This window comes from Streptomyces sp. NPDC104367 (assembly GCF_055583825.1).
Window position 1 is genome coordinate 1 of sequence record NZ_JBVJND010000027.1, and the last position, 14,596, is coordinate 14,596.

12 protein-coding genes are annotated in these 14,596 nt (G+C 71.6%); 7 read left to right on the forward strand and 5 right to left on the reverse strand.

Going from position 1 to position 14,596, the window contains the following annotated elements:
* Positions 1 to 309: LuxR C-terminal-related transcriptional regulator (locus ACZ619_RS32780; protein WP_469606688.1), on the forward strand; the 309-nt coding region annotated here is incomplete at its 5' end.
* Positions 310 to 376: 67 nt separating this feature from the next.
* Here the strand turns inward: ACZ619_RS32780 and ACZ619_RS32785 are convergent.
* Genes ACZ619_RS32785 through ACZ619_RS32795 form a run of 3 tightly spaced genes read right to left on the reverse strand, consistent with a single transcriptional unit; the run spans position 377 to position 3,438 of the window.
* Positions 377 to 2,248 (reverse strand): rhamnogalacturonan lyase, encoded by a 1,872-nt coding sequence (locus tag ACZ619_RS32785; protein ID WP_469606691.1) that lies wholly within the window; start codon positions 2,246 to 2,248, stop codon positions 377 to 379.
* Positions 2,249 to 2,284: 36 nt separating this feature from the next.
* Positions 2,285 to 3,127 (reverse strand): class I SAM-dependent methyltransferase, encoded by an 843-nt coding sequence (locus tag ACZ619_RS32790; RefSeq protein WP_469606694.1) that lies wholly within the window; start codon positions 3,125 to 3,127, stop codon positions 2,285 to 2,287.
* 5 nt (positions 3,128 to 3,132) lie between these two features.
* A complete protein-coding gene (locus ACZ619_RS32795) occupies positions 3,133 to 3,438 on the reverse strand; it encodes a 4a-hydroxytetrahydrobiopterin dehydratase (protein WP_469606697.1) in 306 nt (101 codons plus the stop codon).
* Between the two features lie 315 nt (positions 3,439 to 3,753).
* Between ACZ619_RS32795 and ACZ619_RS32800 the strand changes: the two genes are divergently transcribed.
* The 6 genes from ACZ619_RS32800 to narI all read left to right on the forward strand — a co-directional run bounded on the left by ACZ619_RS32800 (position 3,754) and on the right by narI (position 12,025).
* Positions 3,754 to 4,617: a helix-turn-helix domain-containing protein gene (locus ACZ619_RS32800; RefSeq protein WP_469606699.1), complete on the forward strand. Its 864-nt coding sequence runs from the start codon at positions 3,754 to 3,756 to the stop codon at positions 4,615 to 4,617.
* A 12-nt stretch (positions 4,618 to 4,629) separates the two neighbouring features.
* Positions 4,630 to 5,445, forward strand: a complete 816-nt coding sequence (locus ACZ619_RS32805; protein WP_469606701.1) for an SAM-dependent methyltransferase — start codon at positions 4,630 to 4,632, stop codon at positions 5,443 to 5,445.
* 79 nt (positions 5,446 to 5,524) lie between these two features.
* Positions 5,525 to 9,208, forward strand: coding sequence for a nitrate reductase subunit alpha (locus tag ACZ619_RS32810; protein WP_469606703.1), 3,684 nt, complete (start codon positions 5,525 to 5,527; stop codon positions 9,206 to 9,208).
* Positions 9,208 to 10,812, forward strand: coding sequence for a nitrate reductase subunit beta (gene narH, locus ACZ619_RS32815; protein WP_469606706.1), 1,605 nt, complete (start codon positions 9,208 to 9,210; stop codon positions 10,810 to 10,812). The genes ACZ619_RS32810 and narH overlap by 1 nt, the downstream gene beginning before the upstream one ends.
* Positions 10,812 to 11,306: a nitrate reductase molybdenum cofactor assembly chaperone gene (narJ, locus tag ACZ619_RS32820; RefSeq protein WP_469606708.1), complete on the forward strand. Its 495-nt coding sequence runs from the start codon at positions 10,812 to 10,814 to the stop codon at positions 11,304 to 11,306. The genes narH and narJ overlap by 1 nt, the downstream gene beginning before the upstream one ends.
* Positions 11,303 to 12,025, forward strand: a complete 723-nt coding sequence (gene narI / locus ACZ619_RS32825; RefSeq protein WP_469606711.1) for a respiratory nitrate reductase subunit gamma — start codon at positions 11,303 to 11,305, stop codon at positions 12,023 to 12,025. Before narJ ends, narI begins: the two co-directional genes overlap by 4 nt.
* A 21-nt stretch (positions 12,026 to 12,046) precedes the next feature.
* On the opposite strand, the gene dnaK is transcribed toward narI, so the two are convergent.
* Together dnaK and ACZ619_RS32835 are read right to left on the reverse strand one after the other, a co-directional pair.
* Positions 12,047 to 13,894, reverse strand: a complete 1,848-nt coding sequence (gene dnaK / locus ACZ619_RS32830; RefSeq protein ID WP_469606714.1) for a molecular chaperone DnaK — start codon at positions 13,892 to 13,894, stop codon at positions 12,047 to 12,049.
* A 136-nt stretch (positions 13,895 to 14,030) separates the two neighbouring features.
* The gene (locus ACZ619_RS32835; protein ID WP_469606717.1) at positions 14,031 to 14,456 is read right to left on the reverse strand and encodes an OsmC family peroxiredoxin; all 426 of its coding nucleotides are present in this window, start codon (positions 14,454 to 14,456) and stop codon (positions 14,031 to 14,033) included.
* Positions 14,457 to 14,596 lie beyond the last annotated feature (140 nt).

Below are 14,596 nucleotides of genomic sequence, written 5' to 3' on the forward strand. Positions count from 1 at the left end.
ACGGTGGCCTCCGGCCAGTCGATGCTGGACCCGGCGACCACGGCCCGGCTGATGCGTTCGCTGCGCGCCGAGCCCGCCGAGACGCCCTCCGTGCCCGCCGAGCTGGCCAGCCTGTCGCCCCGCGAGCGCGACATCCTCGCCCTGATCGGCGACGGTCTCACCAACCGCGAGATCGGCCGGAAGCTCTACCTCTCCGAGAAGACCGTGAAGAACCACATCTCGCGGCTGCTCGCCAAGCTGGGCGTCCAGCGCCGGGTGCAGGCCGCCGTCCTCGCCACGCACCTGGAGCAGCCGCCGGAGTCCCGGTGAGGCGGGCGGGCGCGTGCCGCGGGGGCACGCGCCCTCCCCTGCCTCAGGGGTTTCAGACCGCGGGCCCTCAGGGGGTGTAGACCGCGGGCCGCGGCGCCGTGGCCATCCCGTCGCCGATGAAGAAGCTCGGGTGCGGCGGCTGGTTGTAGGCGGTGTTCTGCCAGGCCAGGGCGGTGCGGTACTGGGTGTCGTGGAGCAGGGTGGTGATCCTGGTGCTCGTCTCGTACGGCGTCGAGTAGATCCGCAGGGCCGTGTTGTCCGTGGTCGGCCAGACGACCTCCTCGCGCCAGTCGCCGAGGATGTCCCCGGACAGCGACGGGGTCGCCTTGGTGCTGTTGTTGGAGTGGACACCGGCGCCGGTCAGCAGGCGGGTGTCGGACGAGGTGCCGTACTTGTCGATGTGGGTGTCGTCGAGGAGTTCGCGGACGGTGTCCCCGTCCCACCAGGACAGGAAGTTGATGCTGGAGGGCTTGCGGTCGGCGACCACCGTGCCCTTGGGGTCGCGGACGCCGTCCGCGTGCGAGGACCAGGACTCGGCGCCGGCGCTGCCCGCCCAGATGTCCCCGCAGACGCCCCGCCCGTTGTCGCCGTCGGCGTCGGTGGACCAGAGGATCTCGCCGGTCTTCGCGTCGGCCATCCAGGACGAGGGCTTGGAGCTGTCCTCGTCCACCTTGAACTCCTCCAGGCCGGACCGGGACGGGTCCAGGTCGCCGACGTGCATGGCGTCGCCGTGGCCGTTCTTGGTCGTCCACAGGCCGGAGCCGTTGTCGTCGACGGCCATCGAGCCGTACACGATCTCGTCCTTGCCGTCGCCGTCGACGTCCGCGACCGACAACTGGTGGTTGCCCTGGCCGTCGTACCCCTTGCCGCTGTTGGTGGAGGAGTTGGTGTCGAAGGTCCAGCGGCGGGTGAAGGCGCCGCCCCGCCAGTCCCAGGCCGCGACGACGGTACGGGTGTAGTAGCCGCGCGCCTCGATCAGCGAGGGCCGGGAGCCGTCGAGGTAGGCGGTGCCGGCGAGGAAGCGGTCCACCCGGTTGCCGTACGAGTCGCCCCACGAGGAGACCGTGCCGCGTGCCGGGACGTAGTCGACCGTGCCCATGGCCTTGCCGGTCTGCCCGTTGAACATGGTCAGGTACTCGGGACCGGACAGGACGTAGCCGCTGGAGTTGCGGTAGTCGGCCGTCGAGTCGCCGATCACCGCGCCGGTGCCGTCGACCGTGCCGTCGGCGGTCTTCAGGGCGATCTCCGCCTTGCCGTCGCCGTCGTAGTCGTAGGCCTGGAACTGCGTGTAGTGGGCGCCGGAGCGGATGTTGCGGCCCAGGTCGATGCGCCACAGGCGGGTGCCGTCGAGCTTGACGCCGTCGAGGATCGTGTCGCCGGTGTACCCGGACTGGGAGTTGTCCTTGGCGTTGGTGGGCTGCCACTTGAGGACGAAGTCCAGGGCTCCGTCGCCGTCGAGGTCGGCCACCGAGGCGTCGTTGGCCTCGTAGGTGTAGGAGACGCCGTCGGGGGTGGTCCCGCCCGCCGGCGGGGTGAGGGGGACGTCCTTGTAGCCGGCGCGGAACTGGATCGCGTGGACCGAGTCGGCCTGTTCGACGCCGTCGACGACGGCGCGGACCGTGTAGTCCGCCTGGGCCGGGGCGCCGGAGTGGAAGTAGTTCGTGGAGCCGGTGACCGGGGTCGGGTTGACCTTCGTACCGGCGCGGTAGACGTTGAAGGAGACGCCGTCGGGGTCGGTGCCGAGCCAGCGCCAGCTGACCAGGTTGCCGGCGTCGGTGTGGACGCTGACCACGCCCCGGTCGAGGGCCTCGACCTGGCGGGCGGTGGCCGCCGCGGCGGGGCCGGCGGACAGGGCGGTCAGCCCTGCGCCGACCAGGGCGGCCGCGGTGATGAGCGCGGCCAGGGCCGCGGAACGTCGTCTGCGATGCGGGTGCTGCACGTGGGGTACCTTCCGGGAGTCGGACGGGTTCTGCTGTCAGTCGCAGCCGTCCGCACCGGAGTTGCCGTGTCTTTCGGCCAGTCGGGGCGTGATCTCGCCCCGGCCCACCGCCGGTTTCGTGAACGCCCGGACGGCGAAGCGGGGGTCGGGGCGGCGGCGGTCCTGGTCCGGCAGGGCCGCGAGCCGCTCGGCGAAGTGCTCGATGCGCGGATCGCCGGGCCGCAGCAGGGTGAACCAGCCGCGCCGCAGGTCGGCGATGGTGGAGCGGGGGCTGCGGCCCTGGCCGACGCCGGTGAAGGCGGCCTGCCCGGCCGGGTGCAGACCGCTCGCCACGGCCTGCGCGGTCACGTGTCCGGCGGCGTCGGGGGCCGGGCGGCGCGGGCGCGGGGCGAGGACCGCGTCGATGTCACTGCCGACGTCGTGCGCGGCGGCCTTGTCGACGGTGGTGACGTAGACGCCGCCGGGCCGCAGCACCCGCGCGCACTCGCCGACGATCGCGCGGATCCCGGCGGGGTCCTCGATGAGGTGGAGCAGCCAGACGGTGGTGACCGCGTCGAACGTGCCGTCCGGGAAGGGCAGTCGGCGGCTGTCGGCCAGCAGCACGCGGCCCGGCATCCGGTCCGCCGCCATCCGGGCCATGCCGTGGGCGCGGTCCGCGCCGGTGACCCGGAGCGCGGGGCGGGCCGCGGCCAGACGGCGGGTGACGATGCCGGTGCCGCAGGCGAGGTCGAGGAGCCGGCCGGGACGGTCCGGGCCGCCGCCGGGGTGCCGGGGGCGGTCGGGGATCAGGCTGAGGACGGCGTCGGCGGCCGCCTCGGCGCGGGGCTCACCGCCGCGCGAGGCGTCGTAGCGGCCGGCTTCCTCGTCGTAGTCGAGCACATGCCTCAGTGTGCGCCGTGGCCTGGGGCGATGTCCTCCACTTTGCGGGCGAGCGCGAAGTCCAGGTCCGTGACGGCGCCGCCGACGCTGTGGGTGTTCACGGTGAGGGTGACGGTGTGGTAGCCGAGGGTGAGGTCGGAGTGGTGGTCGAGCTCGTCCTGGATGCGGGCGATGTGCACGACCAGGGCGGTGGCGGCGAAGTGCGAGTCGAGGCGGTAGGCGCGGGCGAGCCGGTCGCCGTCCAGCGACCAGCCGGGCAGTGCGGCCAGCCGGTCCTCGATCTCCTCCTGCGGCAGCGGTACGACGGCCATGGCGCGGTTTCCTTCCCTGTGACCGGCGGGTACCCGACCAGCCTGCCACGGGCGGGCCCCGAGGGTCCGGCGCCGCGCGTCCGCGACCCGCGCGCGTGGCGCGGGCACCGGGTGCCGTCGTTCGGAGCGCCGGTCCCGACGCTAGGCACACCGAAGGACGGTGACGGACGGTGACGGTCTCCGAGTCGGCCGGGTGACCCAAGTGTCCCGTGTTGAAACGTCGGTTCGCCCGTGAGTCTGGCTCGACCGCGTGTGCGAGGCGGCAACGCGTGGCACACTGCTCCCCGTACTTGTGCACGTAAGGGGAGGCGTGGCGTGAGTGAGCGGCGTGCTGCGCCCACCGTAGGTCAGGTCGTGCTCGGAAAACGGCTTCAGGAACTGCGTGAGGCGGCGGGTCTGGGCCGTGACGAGGCGGCCCAGGTACTGAGGGTGGCCCAGGCGACCGTACGGCGGATGGAGATGGCCGAGGTCGCGCTGAAGATCCCGTACGTGCAGGTGCTGCTGGAGACGTACGGGGTGGCCGAGGAGGAACAGGCCGCGTTCGTGCGGCTGGCCGAGGAGGCCAACCAGCCGGGCTGGTGGCAGCGGTTCCACGACGTGCTGCCGGACTGGTTCAGCATGTACGTGAGTCTGGAGGGGGCCGCGCGCGTCGTCCGCTCCTACGAACCGCACTTCTTCCCCGGGCTGTTGCAGACCGAGGCGTACGCGCGGGCCGTGATGGAGGCCGGCACGATCGGCCACGCCGATCCCACCGCGGTGGAGCGGCACGTGGCGCTGCGGATGACCCGGCAGCGGCTGCTGGAGCAGGACGATCCGCCCCACCTGTGGGTGATCATGGACGAGACGGTGCTGCGGCGCCCGGTCAGCGTCGACCCCACGGTGATGCGCGACCAGGTCGACAAGCTGCTCGCCTTCGTCGAGCGGGACCGGATCACGCTCCAGATCGCCGAGTTCGCGAGCGGCCCGCACCCGGGGACGTACGCGCCGTTCACACTGTTCCGGTTCGCCGAGCCCGAGCTGCCCGACATGGTCTTCACCGAGTACCTGACCGGCGCGCTGTACCTGGACTCCCGTGACGAGGTAGGGGCCCATCTGGAGGTCCTGGACCACATGACGGCCCGGGCGGCGTCGGCGCAGCGGACCGCGGAACTGCTGCGGGAGTACCTCGACAAACTCTGAGGAGCAGACACAGTGACCGCATCCGAGCCCGCGCCCACCGCCGTCGACACCGGCCGGCCGCATCCGGCGCGGGTGTACGACTGGTGGCTGGGCGGCAAGGACAACTACCCCGTGGACGAGGAACTCGCCCGCAGGATCCTCGCCGTGGACGGCACGGTGCTGCGCGGGGCGCGCGCCAACCGCCGGTTCATGCAGCGGGCGGTGCGCGCCGTCGCCGAGTCCGGCACCCGGCAGTTCCTGGACCTGGGCACCGGCATCCCCACCGAGCCCAATCCGCACCAGGTGGCGCAGGGCGTCGCGCCGGAGTCGAGGGTGGTGTACGCGGACAACGACCCGATCGTGCCGCGGCACGCCGAGGCGCTGCTGCGGGGCACGCCGGAGGGCAGCACCGCGTACGTGCACGCGGACGTCCGCGACATCGACACCCTGCTGGCGCGGGCCGCCGAGACGCTGGACTTCGGGCAGCCGGTCTGCCTGTCGCTGGTGGCGCTGACCCACTACCTCGACGACGACCCGGCCGGTGACGACGTGTACGGCCTGCTGAGCCGGTACGTCGAGGCGCTCGCCCCGGGCAGCCACCTGATCCTCTCCCAGGTCACCCCGGACCTCAGCCCGGCGGCCGTCGAGCAGGCGGCCGCGAACTTCCGGCGCGGCGGCACGCCCTTCCACCCGCGCGCGCTGCCCGCGTTCGCCCGCTTCTTCGACGGCCTGAAGCTGCTCGGACCCGGGGTGATCCCGGTCTCCGGCTGGCGCCCGGCCCCCGAGGACGTGGCCCTCCAGCAGGAGGGCATCGTGCCCGTGTACGGCGCGGTGGCCCGCAAGGTCTGACCCGTCCGGGTGCCTTGAACAGGTGCGTTCCCGCGCCCGCCCCTAGCGTCGAAGCGACAGGGTGAGCAAGGGAGCGCAGGTGACGGACACGGAGACACCCCCGAAGGAGCCGGGCGCGGCGCTGCTGGGCGCCGCCCGGTTCTTCCGGCCCGGCACGCCCTCGCCCGACCTGCACAGTGTGGCCCTGACCGGTGGCCGGGAGGCGGACGCCTTCTACCGGGACCGCTGGAGCCACGACAAGGTCGTGCACTCCACGCACGGGGTGAACTGCACCGGCTCCTGCCGCTGGAAGGTGTACGTCAAGGACGGGATCATCACCTGGGAGACCCAGGAGACGGACTACCCGTCGGTCGGCCCCGACCGCCCCGAGTACGAGCCGCGCGGCTGCCCGCGCGGTGCCGCGTTCTCCTGGTACACGTACTCGCCGACGCGGGTGCGCCACCCGTACGTGCGGGGCGTGCTGCTGGAGATGTACCGGGAGGCGAAGCAGCGGCTCACGGACCCGGTCCTGGCGTGGGCCGACATCCAGAACGACCCGGAGCGCCGCCGCCGTTACCAGCGGGCTCGCGGCAAGGGCGGCCTGGTGAGGGCGAGTTGGGACGAGGCGGTGGAGATCGTCGCCGCCGCCCAGGTGCACACCATCAGGACGTACGGCCCGGACCGCATCGCCGGCTTCTCCCCCATCCCGGCGATGTCGATGGTGTCCCACGCGGCGGGCGCCCGCTACCACTCGCTCATCGGCGCCCCGATGCTCTCCTTCTACGACTGGTACGCCGACCTGCCCGTCGCCTCCCCGCAGGTCTTCGGCGACCAGACCGACGTGCCGGAGTCGGGCGACTGGTGGGACGCGGCCTATCTGATGATGTGGGGCTCGAACGTCCCGGTGACCCGTACCCCGGACGCCCACTGGATGGCGGAGGCCCGCTACCGCGGCCAGAAGGTCGTGGTGGTCGCCCCCGACTACGCGGACAACGCCAAGTTCGCCGACGAGTGGCTGCACCCGCACCCCGGCACGGACGGCGCGCTGGCCCTCGCGATGGGGCACGTCATCCTCAAGGAGTTCTTCGTCGACCGTGAGACGCCGTTCTTCACGGACTACGTGAGGAAGTTCACCGACCTGCCCTTCCTCGTGACGCTCACCGAACGGGACGGCGCGTACGTGCCGGGCAAGTTCCTGCGCGCGGCCGACCTCGGCCAGGAAGGCGAGGGCGCCGAGTGGAAGACGGTCGTCCTGGACTCCGCCTCCGGCCGCGCGGTCGTCCCGAACGGCTCCCTGGGCTTTCGCTGGACCGAGACGGGCAAGGGCCGCTGGAACCTCGAACTGGGCGACATCGAGCCGCAGTTGAGTCTGTACGGCAGCGAGTTCGCGGCCGGTGTCGAGGTGCTCCTGCCGCGCTTCGACACGGAGGGCGGCGAACACGGCCAGGGCCGCGGCGACGTCCTGCGGCGCGCGGTGCCGGCGACCCGGCTCGGCGGCCCGGACGGCCCGCTGGTGACCACCGTCTACGATCTGCTGCTCGCCCAGTACGGCGTCTGGCGGCACGGGCTGCCGGGCAGCTGGCCCACCCACTACGAGGACGCGCGCACCCCGGGCACCCCGGCCTGGCAGGAGCGGCACACCTCGGTCCCGGCCGCCAAGTGCGTCAAGATCGCGCGGGAGTTCGCGCGGACCGCGGAGCGCTCCAAGGGCCGCTGCATGATCCTGATGGGCGCCGGCACCAACCACTGGTTCCACTCGGAGACCATCTACCGCGCCTTCCTGGCCCTGCTCCAGCTGACCGGCTGCCAGGGCCGCAACGGGGGCGGCTGGGCGCACTACGTCGGCCAGGAGAAGTGCCGCCCGTCGACCGGCTGGGCCTCGCTGGCCTCCGCGGGCGACTGGTCCCGGCCGCCGCGCCAGATGATCGGCACCGCGTACTGGTTCCTCAACACCGACCAGTGGCGCTACGACCGGTTCGGCGCCGACGTCCTGGCCTCCCCGCTGGGCAGGGGCGCCTTCGCCGGGATGACCGGCGCGGACTGCCTCGCGCTGTCGGCCCGCTCGGGCTGGATGCCGTCGTACCCGACCTTCGACCGCAACCCCCTCGAACTGGGCCAGGCGTTCGGTGACCCGGTGGCCACAGCGGTCGCCGAACTCCGGGCGGGGACCCTGAGGTTCGCGTGCGAGGACCCGGACGCGCCGGAGAACTGGCCGCGGGTGCTCACCCTGTGGCGGGCCAATCTGCTCGGCTCCTCGGCGAAGGGCGCCGAGTACTTCACCAGGCACCTGCTGGGCACACACTCCTCGCTGCGCGCCGAGGAGGCGGCCCCCGGGGAGCGCCCGCGTGACGTGGTCTGGCGGGACGAGGCGCCCGAGGGCAAGCTCGACCTGCTGCTCTCGCTGGACTTCCGGCAGACCTCCTCCACCCTGCTGTCGGACGTCGTGCTGCCCGCCGCCACCTGGTACGAGAAGCACGACCTGTCGTCGACGGACATGCATCCGTACGTCCACTCCTTCACCCCGGCGGTGGACCCGCCCTGGCAGGCGCGCACCGACTTCGACGCCTTCAAGGCGCTCGCGGAGCGGCTGAGCGAGCTGGCCGTGCGCCACCTCGGGGTGCGCAAGGACCTGGTGGCCGCGCCGCTCCAGCACGACACACCGGGCGAGATCGCCCAGCCGGGCGGGGTGGTGCGGGACTGGAAGCGCGGCGAGTGCGAGCCGGTCCCCGGGCAGACCATGCCGAACCTGACGGTGGTCGAGCGGGACTACACGGCGATCGGCGCCAAGTTCGCGGCGCTCGGCCCGCTGGTGGAACAGCTCGGCCTGCCCGCCAAGGGAATCGCCCTCCAGCCGGACCAGGAGGTCGCCTACCTGCGGGAGCTGAACGGCACCGGGTACCAGGGCCGGCCGTCCCTCGACACGGCGGTGAAGGCGGCCAACACCATCCTGGCGCTGTCCGGCACCACCAACGGACGGCTCGCCACCCAGGGTTTCCGGACCCTGGAGCGGCGCACCGGGCAGGAGATGGCCCATCTCGCCGCCGAGCACGAGGGCAAGCGGGTCACCTACGCCGACACCCAGGCGGCCCCGGTTCCGGTCATCACCTCGCCGGAGTGGTCGGGCAGCGAGTCCGGCGGCCGCAGGTACACGGCGTTCACCCTCAACACCGAGCACCTCAAGCCCTGGCACACCCTCACCGGCCGCCAGCACCTCTTCCTCGACCACGACTGGATGCACGAGCTGGGCGAGGCGCTGCCGGTCTACCGGCCGCCGCTCGACATGCACCGGCTCTTCGGCGAACCGCGGCTCGGCCCGGACGGGCAGCGCGAGGTGACGGTCCGTTACCTCACCCCGCACAACAAGTGGTCCATCCACTCCGAGTACCAGGACAACCTGTTCATGCTCGCGCTCTCCCGGGGCGGCCAGAACATCTGGATGTCCCCCGAGGACGCGGACGCCATCGGGGTCGCGGACAACGACTGGATCGAGGCGGTCAACCGCAACGGCGTGGTGGTGGCCCGCGCGGTGGTCTCGCACCGGATGCCGGCCGGCACGGTCTACATGCACCACGCGCAGGAACGCACGGTGGCCGTCCCGAAGGCGGAGACCACCGGCATGCGCGGCGGCATCCACAACACGCTGACCCGGCTGATCCTCAAGCCCTCGCACCTGATCGGCGGCTACGCCCAGCTGTCCTGGGCCTTCAACTACCTGGGCCCGACGGGCAACCAGCGCGACGAGGTGACGGTGATCCGGCGCCGCAGCCAGGAGGTCGAGTACTGATGCGTCCCATGGCCCAGATCGCGATGGTCATGAACCTCGACAAGTGCATCGGCTGTCACACCTGTTCGGTCACCTGCAAGCAGGCGTGGACCAACCGGCGGGGCATGGAGTACGTCTGGTTCAACAACGTCGAGACCCGTCCCGGGCAGGGCTACCCGCGCCGCTACGAGGACCAGGAGACCTGGCGCGGCGGCTGGGAGCTGAACCGGCGCGGCGCGCTGAAGCTCAAGGCGGGCGGACGGCTGCACAAGCTCGCCGGGATCTTCTCCAACCCGAGGCTCCCGGAGATCAAGGACTACTACGAGCCCTGGACGTACGACTACCGGAACCTCACCGACGCCCCGCTCGGCGACGACTACCCGGTGGCGCGGCCGGTCTCGCAGCTCGACGGCAAGCCGATGAAGATCGAGTGGTCGTCCAACTGGGACGACAACCTGGCCGGCGCGCCCACCTACGGCGACCTCGACCCGATGGTCGAGCGCACCCGCGAACAGGCCTCCGAGAAGGTGCGGTTCGAGTTCGAGCAGACCTTCATGTTCTATCTGCCGCGGATCTGCGAGCACTGCCTCAACCCGTCCTGCGTGGCGTCCTGTCCGTCCGGGGCGATGTACAAGCGGGCCGAGGACGGCATCGTCCTGGTCGACCAGGACCGCTGCCGGGGCTGGCGGATGTGCGTGACCGGATGCCCGTACAAGAAGGTCTACTTCAACCACGCGACCGGCAAGGCCGAGAAGTGCACGCTCTGTTACCCACGGCTGGAGGTCGGTCTGCCGACGGTCTGCTCGGAGACCTGCGTGGGCCGGCTGCGCTATCTCGGGGTGGTCCTCTACGACGCGGACAAGGTGACGGCGGCGGCCGAGACCAAGGACGAGAAGGCTCTGTACGAGGCCCAGTTGGGGGTCTTCCTCGACCCGCACGATCCCGGTGTGCAGGCCGCCTGCGACGCGGCGGGCATCCCGTACGACTGGATGGAGGCGGCCCGCCGCTCCCCGGTCCGGGCGCTGATCAGCGAGTACCGGGTGGCGCTGCCGCTGCACCCGGAGTACCGCACCATGCCGATGGTCTGGTACATCCCTCCCCTGTCCCCGGTCGTGGACGCGCTCTCCGGTACCGGCCACGACGGCGAGGACGCCGGCAACCTGTTCGCCGCGATCGACACGCTCCGCATCCCGCTCGAGTACCTCGCCGAGATGTTCACCGCGGGCGACACCGCCCCGGTGCGCTCCTGCCTGGAGAAGCTCGCGGCGATGCGTTCCCACATGCGCTCGCTCAACCTCGGCGAGGAACCCGACCCGCGGACCTGCGCCGCCGTCGGAATGACCCCGCAGGAGATCGAGAAGATGTACCGGCTGCTGGCGATCGCCAAGTACGAGGACCGGTACGTGATCCCGACGGCGGCCGTCGGCGACGCCCGCCGGCTGGAGGAGTCCGCGCTGCCCGAGGGGTGCAGCCTCGACTACGACGGCGGCCCCGGCATGGGCGGCGACGGCCCCTTCGGCCAGGACTCGGGACGCACCCTGCTCCCCCTGGTGTCGGTGGAGAACTTCCACGCCCTGCGCAGACGGCAGACCGCCGACACCCCCGACCAGGCGAAGGAGGACTGATGCCCGCGGACGCGGTGTTCTACCAGGCGGCGGCGCTCTGCCTCACCTACCCGGACGACGACTTCACGGCAAGGCTGCCGCTGCTGCGCGAAGCCGCCCCGCAACTGCGGGAGTTCACCGACCACGCGTCGGTGACACCACCGCAGGAGCTGGCCGCGCACTACGTGGAGGTCTTCGACTTCAGGAACCGGCACAGCCTCTACCTCAGCTGGTGGCACGACGGCGACACCCGCCGCCGGGGCATGTCCCTGGTCCGCTTCAAGGACGTCTACAAGGCGTACGGCATGGAGTTCACCGGCGAGGAACTCCCCGACTTCCTGCCCGCCGTGCTGGAGTTCACCGCCCGCACCGGCAACACCGACCTGCTCACCGAGCACCGGGACGCGCTGGAGCGGCTGCGGGTCCGGCTGACGGAGTGCGGTACGCCGTACGCCAGTGTCGTCCGCGTGGTGTGCGACGCGCTGCCGACCGTGTGCAAGGGGCGGCGCGGATGACCACCCTGCTGTGGGGCGCCCTCCCCTACATCGCCTTCGCCCTCCTCGTGGCCGGCCTGGTCTGGCGCTACCGCTACGACAAGTACGGCTGGACCACCCGCTCGTCCCAGGTCCACGAGTCCAGGCTGCTCAACATCGCCTCCCCCGCCTTCCACTACGGCATCCTCTTCGTCCTCGCCGGCCACCTCGTCGGGCTGTTCGTCCCGGCGTCCTGGACGCAGGCGCTCGGCGTCGGCGAGCACGCCTACCACCTGCTGTCCCTCTACGGCGGCACCCTCGCGGGCGTCCTCACGGTGGCCGGCCTGGCCCTGCTGATCTACCGCCGCCGCACCCGCGCCCCCGTCTTCCGCGCCACCACGGCCAACGACAAGGCGATGTACCTGTTCCTGGTGGCCGCGATCGTGCTGGGCATGACGGCCAAGCTGAGCCATACCTCGGGCGACGGCTACGACTACCGCCGGACGATCGCCCCCTGGGCCCGAAGCCTGTTCACCCTGCGGCCGCGGACGGAGCTGATGGCGGACGTCCCGGTGCTCTACCAGGTCCACGCGGTCGTCGGCATGGTCCTCATCGCCCTGGTCCCCTACACCCGCCTGGTCCACATGTTCAGCGCCCCGCTCCAGTACCTCTTCCGCCCGTACGTGGTGTACCGCAGCAGGGACCCGAGGCAGCTGGGTCCCCGCCCGGACCGCCGGGGCTGGGAAACGACCCGCCGCTGACCCGTCCCGTTCCGGCGGCGCCTACCCGGCCGTGCCCTTCTCGTCGTCCACGATCTCGGCGTCCACCACGCCCTCCTCGTCGGCTTCCGGCGCCCGCTGCCGCTCGGCCGAACCGCCGGAGGCACTCGCGTACATGGCCTGCCCGACCCGCTGGCTGACCGTCGCCAGCCGCTCCACGCCCTGCCTCAGCTCCGCGGTGTCGGCGTCGCGCTCCAGCAGTGCCCTGAGCTCGGTGATCGCCGTCTCCACGTCGGCCCTGGTGTCGGCCGGCACCCGCTCCGCGTTCTCCCGCAGGAAGTTCTCGGTCTGGTAGACGAGTTGCTCCGCCTGGTTCCGGGTCTCCGCCGCCTCCCGGCGCCTGCGGTCCTCGTCGGCGTACTGCTCGGCCTCGCGCATCATGCGGTCGATGTCGTCCTTGGGCAGGGCGGAGCCGCCGGTCACCGTCATCTTCTGCTCGCGGCCGGTGGCGAGGTCCTTCGCCGAGACGTGCATGATCCCGTTCGCGTCGATGTCGAAGGCCACCTCGATCTGCGGCACACCGCGCGGTGCCGGCGGCAGACCGGTCAGGTCGAAGACGCCGAGCTTCTTGTTGTAGGCGGCGATCTCCCGCTCGCCCTGGTAGACCTGGATGCCGACCGAGGGCTGGTTGTCGGTGGCGGTGGTGAAGATCTCCGAACGGCGGGTCGGGATCGTGGTGTTGCGCTCGATCAGCCTGGTCATGATGCCGCCCTTGGTCTCGATCCCCAGGGACAGCGGGGTGACGTCGAGCAGCAGTACGTCCTTCACGTCCCCGCGGATGACGCCCGCCTGGAGGGCCGCCCCGACCGCGACCACCTCGTCGGGGTTGACCCCCTTGTGCGGGTCCTTGCCGGTGAGTTCCCTGACCAGGTCGCTGACCGCGGGCATCCGGGTCGAGCCGCCGACCAGGATGACGTGGTCGATCGCGGACAGCGGTACGCCGGCGTCCTTGACGGCCTGGTGGAACGGCTTCTTGCAGCGGTCCAGCAGGTCCGCCGTCAGCTCCTGGAACTGGGCCCGCGTCAGCTTCTCGTCCAGGTGCAGCGGGCCCTCGGCGGAGGCGGTGACGTACGGCAGGTTGACCGAGGTCTCCGTGGACGACGACAGCTCGATCTTCGCCTTCTCCGCGGCCTCGCGCAGCCGCTGCACCGCCATCCTGTCGTTGCCGAGGTCGACGCCGTGCTGCCCCTTGAACCGCTTCACGAGGTGCTCGACGATCCGCTGGTCCCAGTCGTCGCCGCCGAGCAGGGTGTCCCCGTTGGTGGCCTTGACCTCGATCACGCCGTCGCCGATCTCCAGCAGGGAGACGTCGAAGGTGCCGCCGCCGAGGTCGAAGACGAGGACGGTCTGCTCCTCGCCCCGGTCGAGGCCGTAGGCGAGCGCGGCGGCCGTCGGCTCGTTGATGATCCGCAGCACCTTCAGGCCGGCGATCTCCCCGGCCTCCTTGGTGGCCTGCCGCTGGGCGTCGTCGAAGTACGCCGGCACGGTGATCACCGCGTCGGTGACGTCCTCGCCGAGGTAGGCCTCGGCGTCCCGCTTCAGCTTCTGCAGCACCCGCGCCGACAGCTCCTGGGCCCGGAACCGGGTGCCGTCCACGGAGCCGCCGTCCGGGAACCGCCAGGCCGCGTCGCCCATGTGCCGCTTCACCGAGCGCGCGGTGCGGTCCACGTTGGTCACCGCCTGCCGCTTGGCGACCTCGCCGACCAGCACCTCGCCGTTCTTCGCGAAGGCCACCACCGACGGGGTGGTGCGCGCCCCCTCGGCGTTCGCGACGACGGCGGGCTCACCGCCCTCCAGGACCGCCACCACCGAGTTCGTCGTACCGAGGTCGATACCGACCGCGCGTGCCATGTCCGTCCCCTTCCGCCCGGGCGTCCCCGACTCCAGCACAAAACTTGAGCGGGCCGTTGTCAATGCCGGGTACCCCGGGGAACGACGATGCCGCGTCCCGCCGGGCGGGACGCGGCATCGCGAGGGGAGGCGAAGGTCAGGCGAGCTTCGCGTCGAGGGTGATCGTGGTGCCGGCCAGGGCCTGGCTGACCGGGCAGTTCTTCTTGGCGTCCTCGGCGGCCGCGGCGAAGCCGGCCTCGTCCAGGCCGGGGACCGCGCCCTCGACGGTCAGGTGGATCCCGGTGATGCCCTCACCCGGCTGGAAGGTGACGTCGGCGTTGGTGACCAGCTTGGTGGGCGGGGTGCCGGCGCCGGCCAGGGCGTGCGACAGGGCCATGGAGAAGCAGCTGGAGTGGGCGGCCGCGATCAGCTCCTCGGGGCTGGTCTTGCCGTTCGCCTCCTGCGAGCGCGAGGCCCACGTCACCGGCTGCTGGCCGATGCCGGAGGAGTCGAAGGTGATGACACCGTTGCCCTCCAGAAGACTGCCTTCCCAGACGGTGTGTGCGGTGCGCGTGGTTGCCACGGTGAATCCTTCCGAATTCAGGCTGTTCCTTGGGACCCCCCATCCGATCACATCCACCCGTCCTCCACCCGTCGATCGAGGCGTCGACCTGCCGGGAAAGGTCTGTGAATCCGGTGCCGGACGACAATCGGAAGCCCTAC

Coding starts and splice junctions, on each gene's coding strand:
- narH (WP_469606706.1), top strand. CDS start 9,208: ATGCGTCCCATGGCCCAGATCGCGATGGTCATGAACCTCGACAAGTGC.
- narI (WP_469606711.1), top strand. CDS start 11,303: ATGACCACCCTGCTGTGGGGCGCCCTCCCCTACATCGCCTTCGCCCTC.
- dnaK (WP_469606714.1), bottom strand. CDS start 13,894: ATGGCACGCGCGGTCGGTATCGACCTCGGTACGACGAACTCGGTGGTG.
- narJ (WP_469606708.1), top strand. CDS start 10,812: ATGCCCGCGGACGCGGTGTTCTACCAGGCGGCGGCGCTCTGCCTCACC.
- ACZ619_RS32795 (WP_469606697.1), bottom strand. CDS start 3,438: ATGGCCGTCGTACCGCTGCCGCAGGAGGAGATCGAGGACCGGCTGGCC.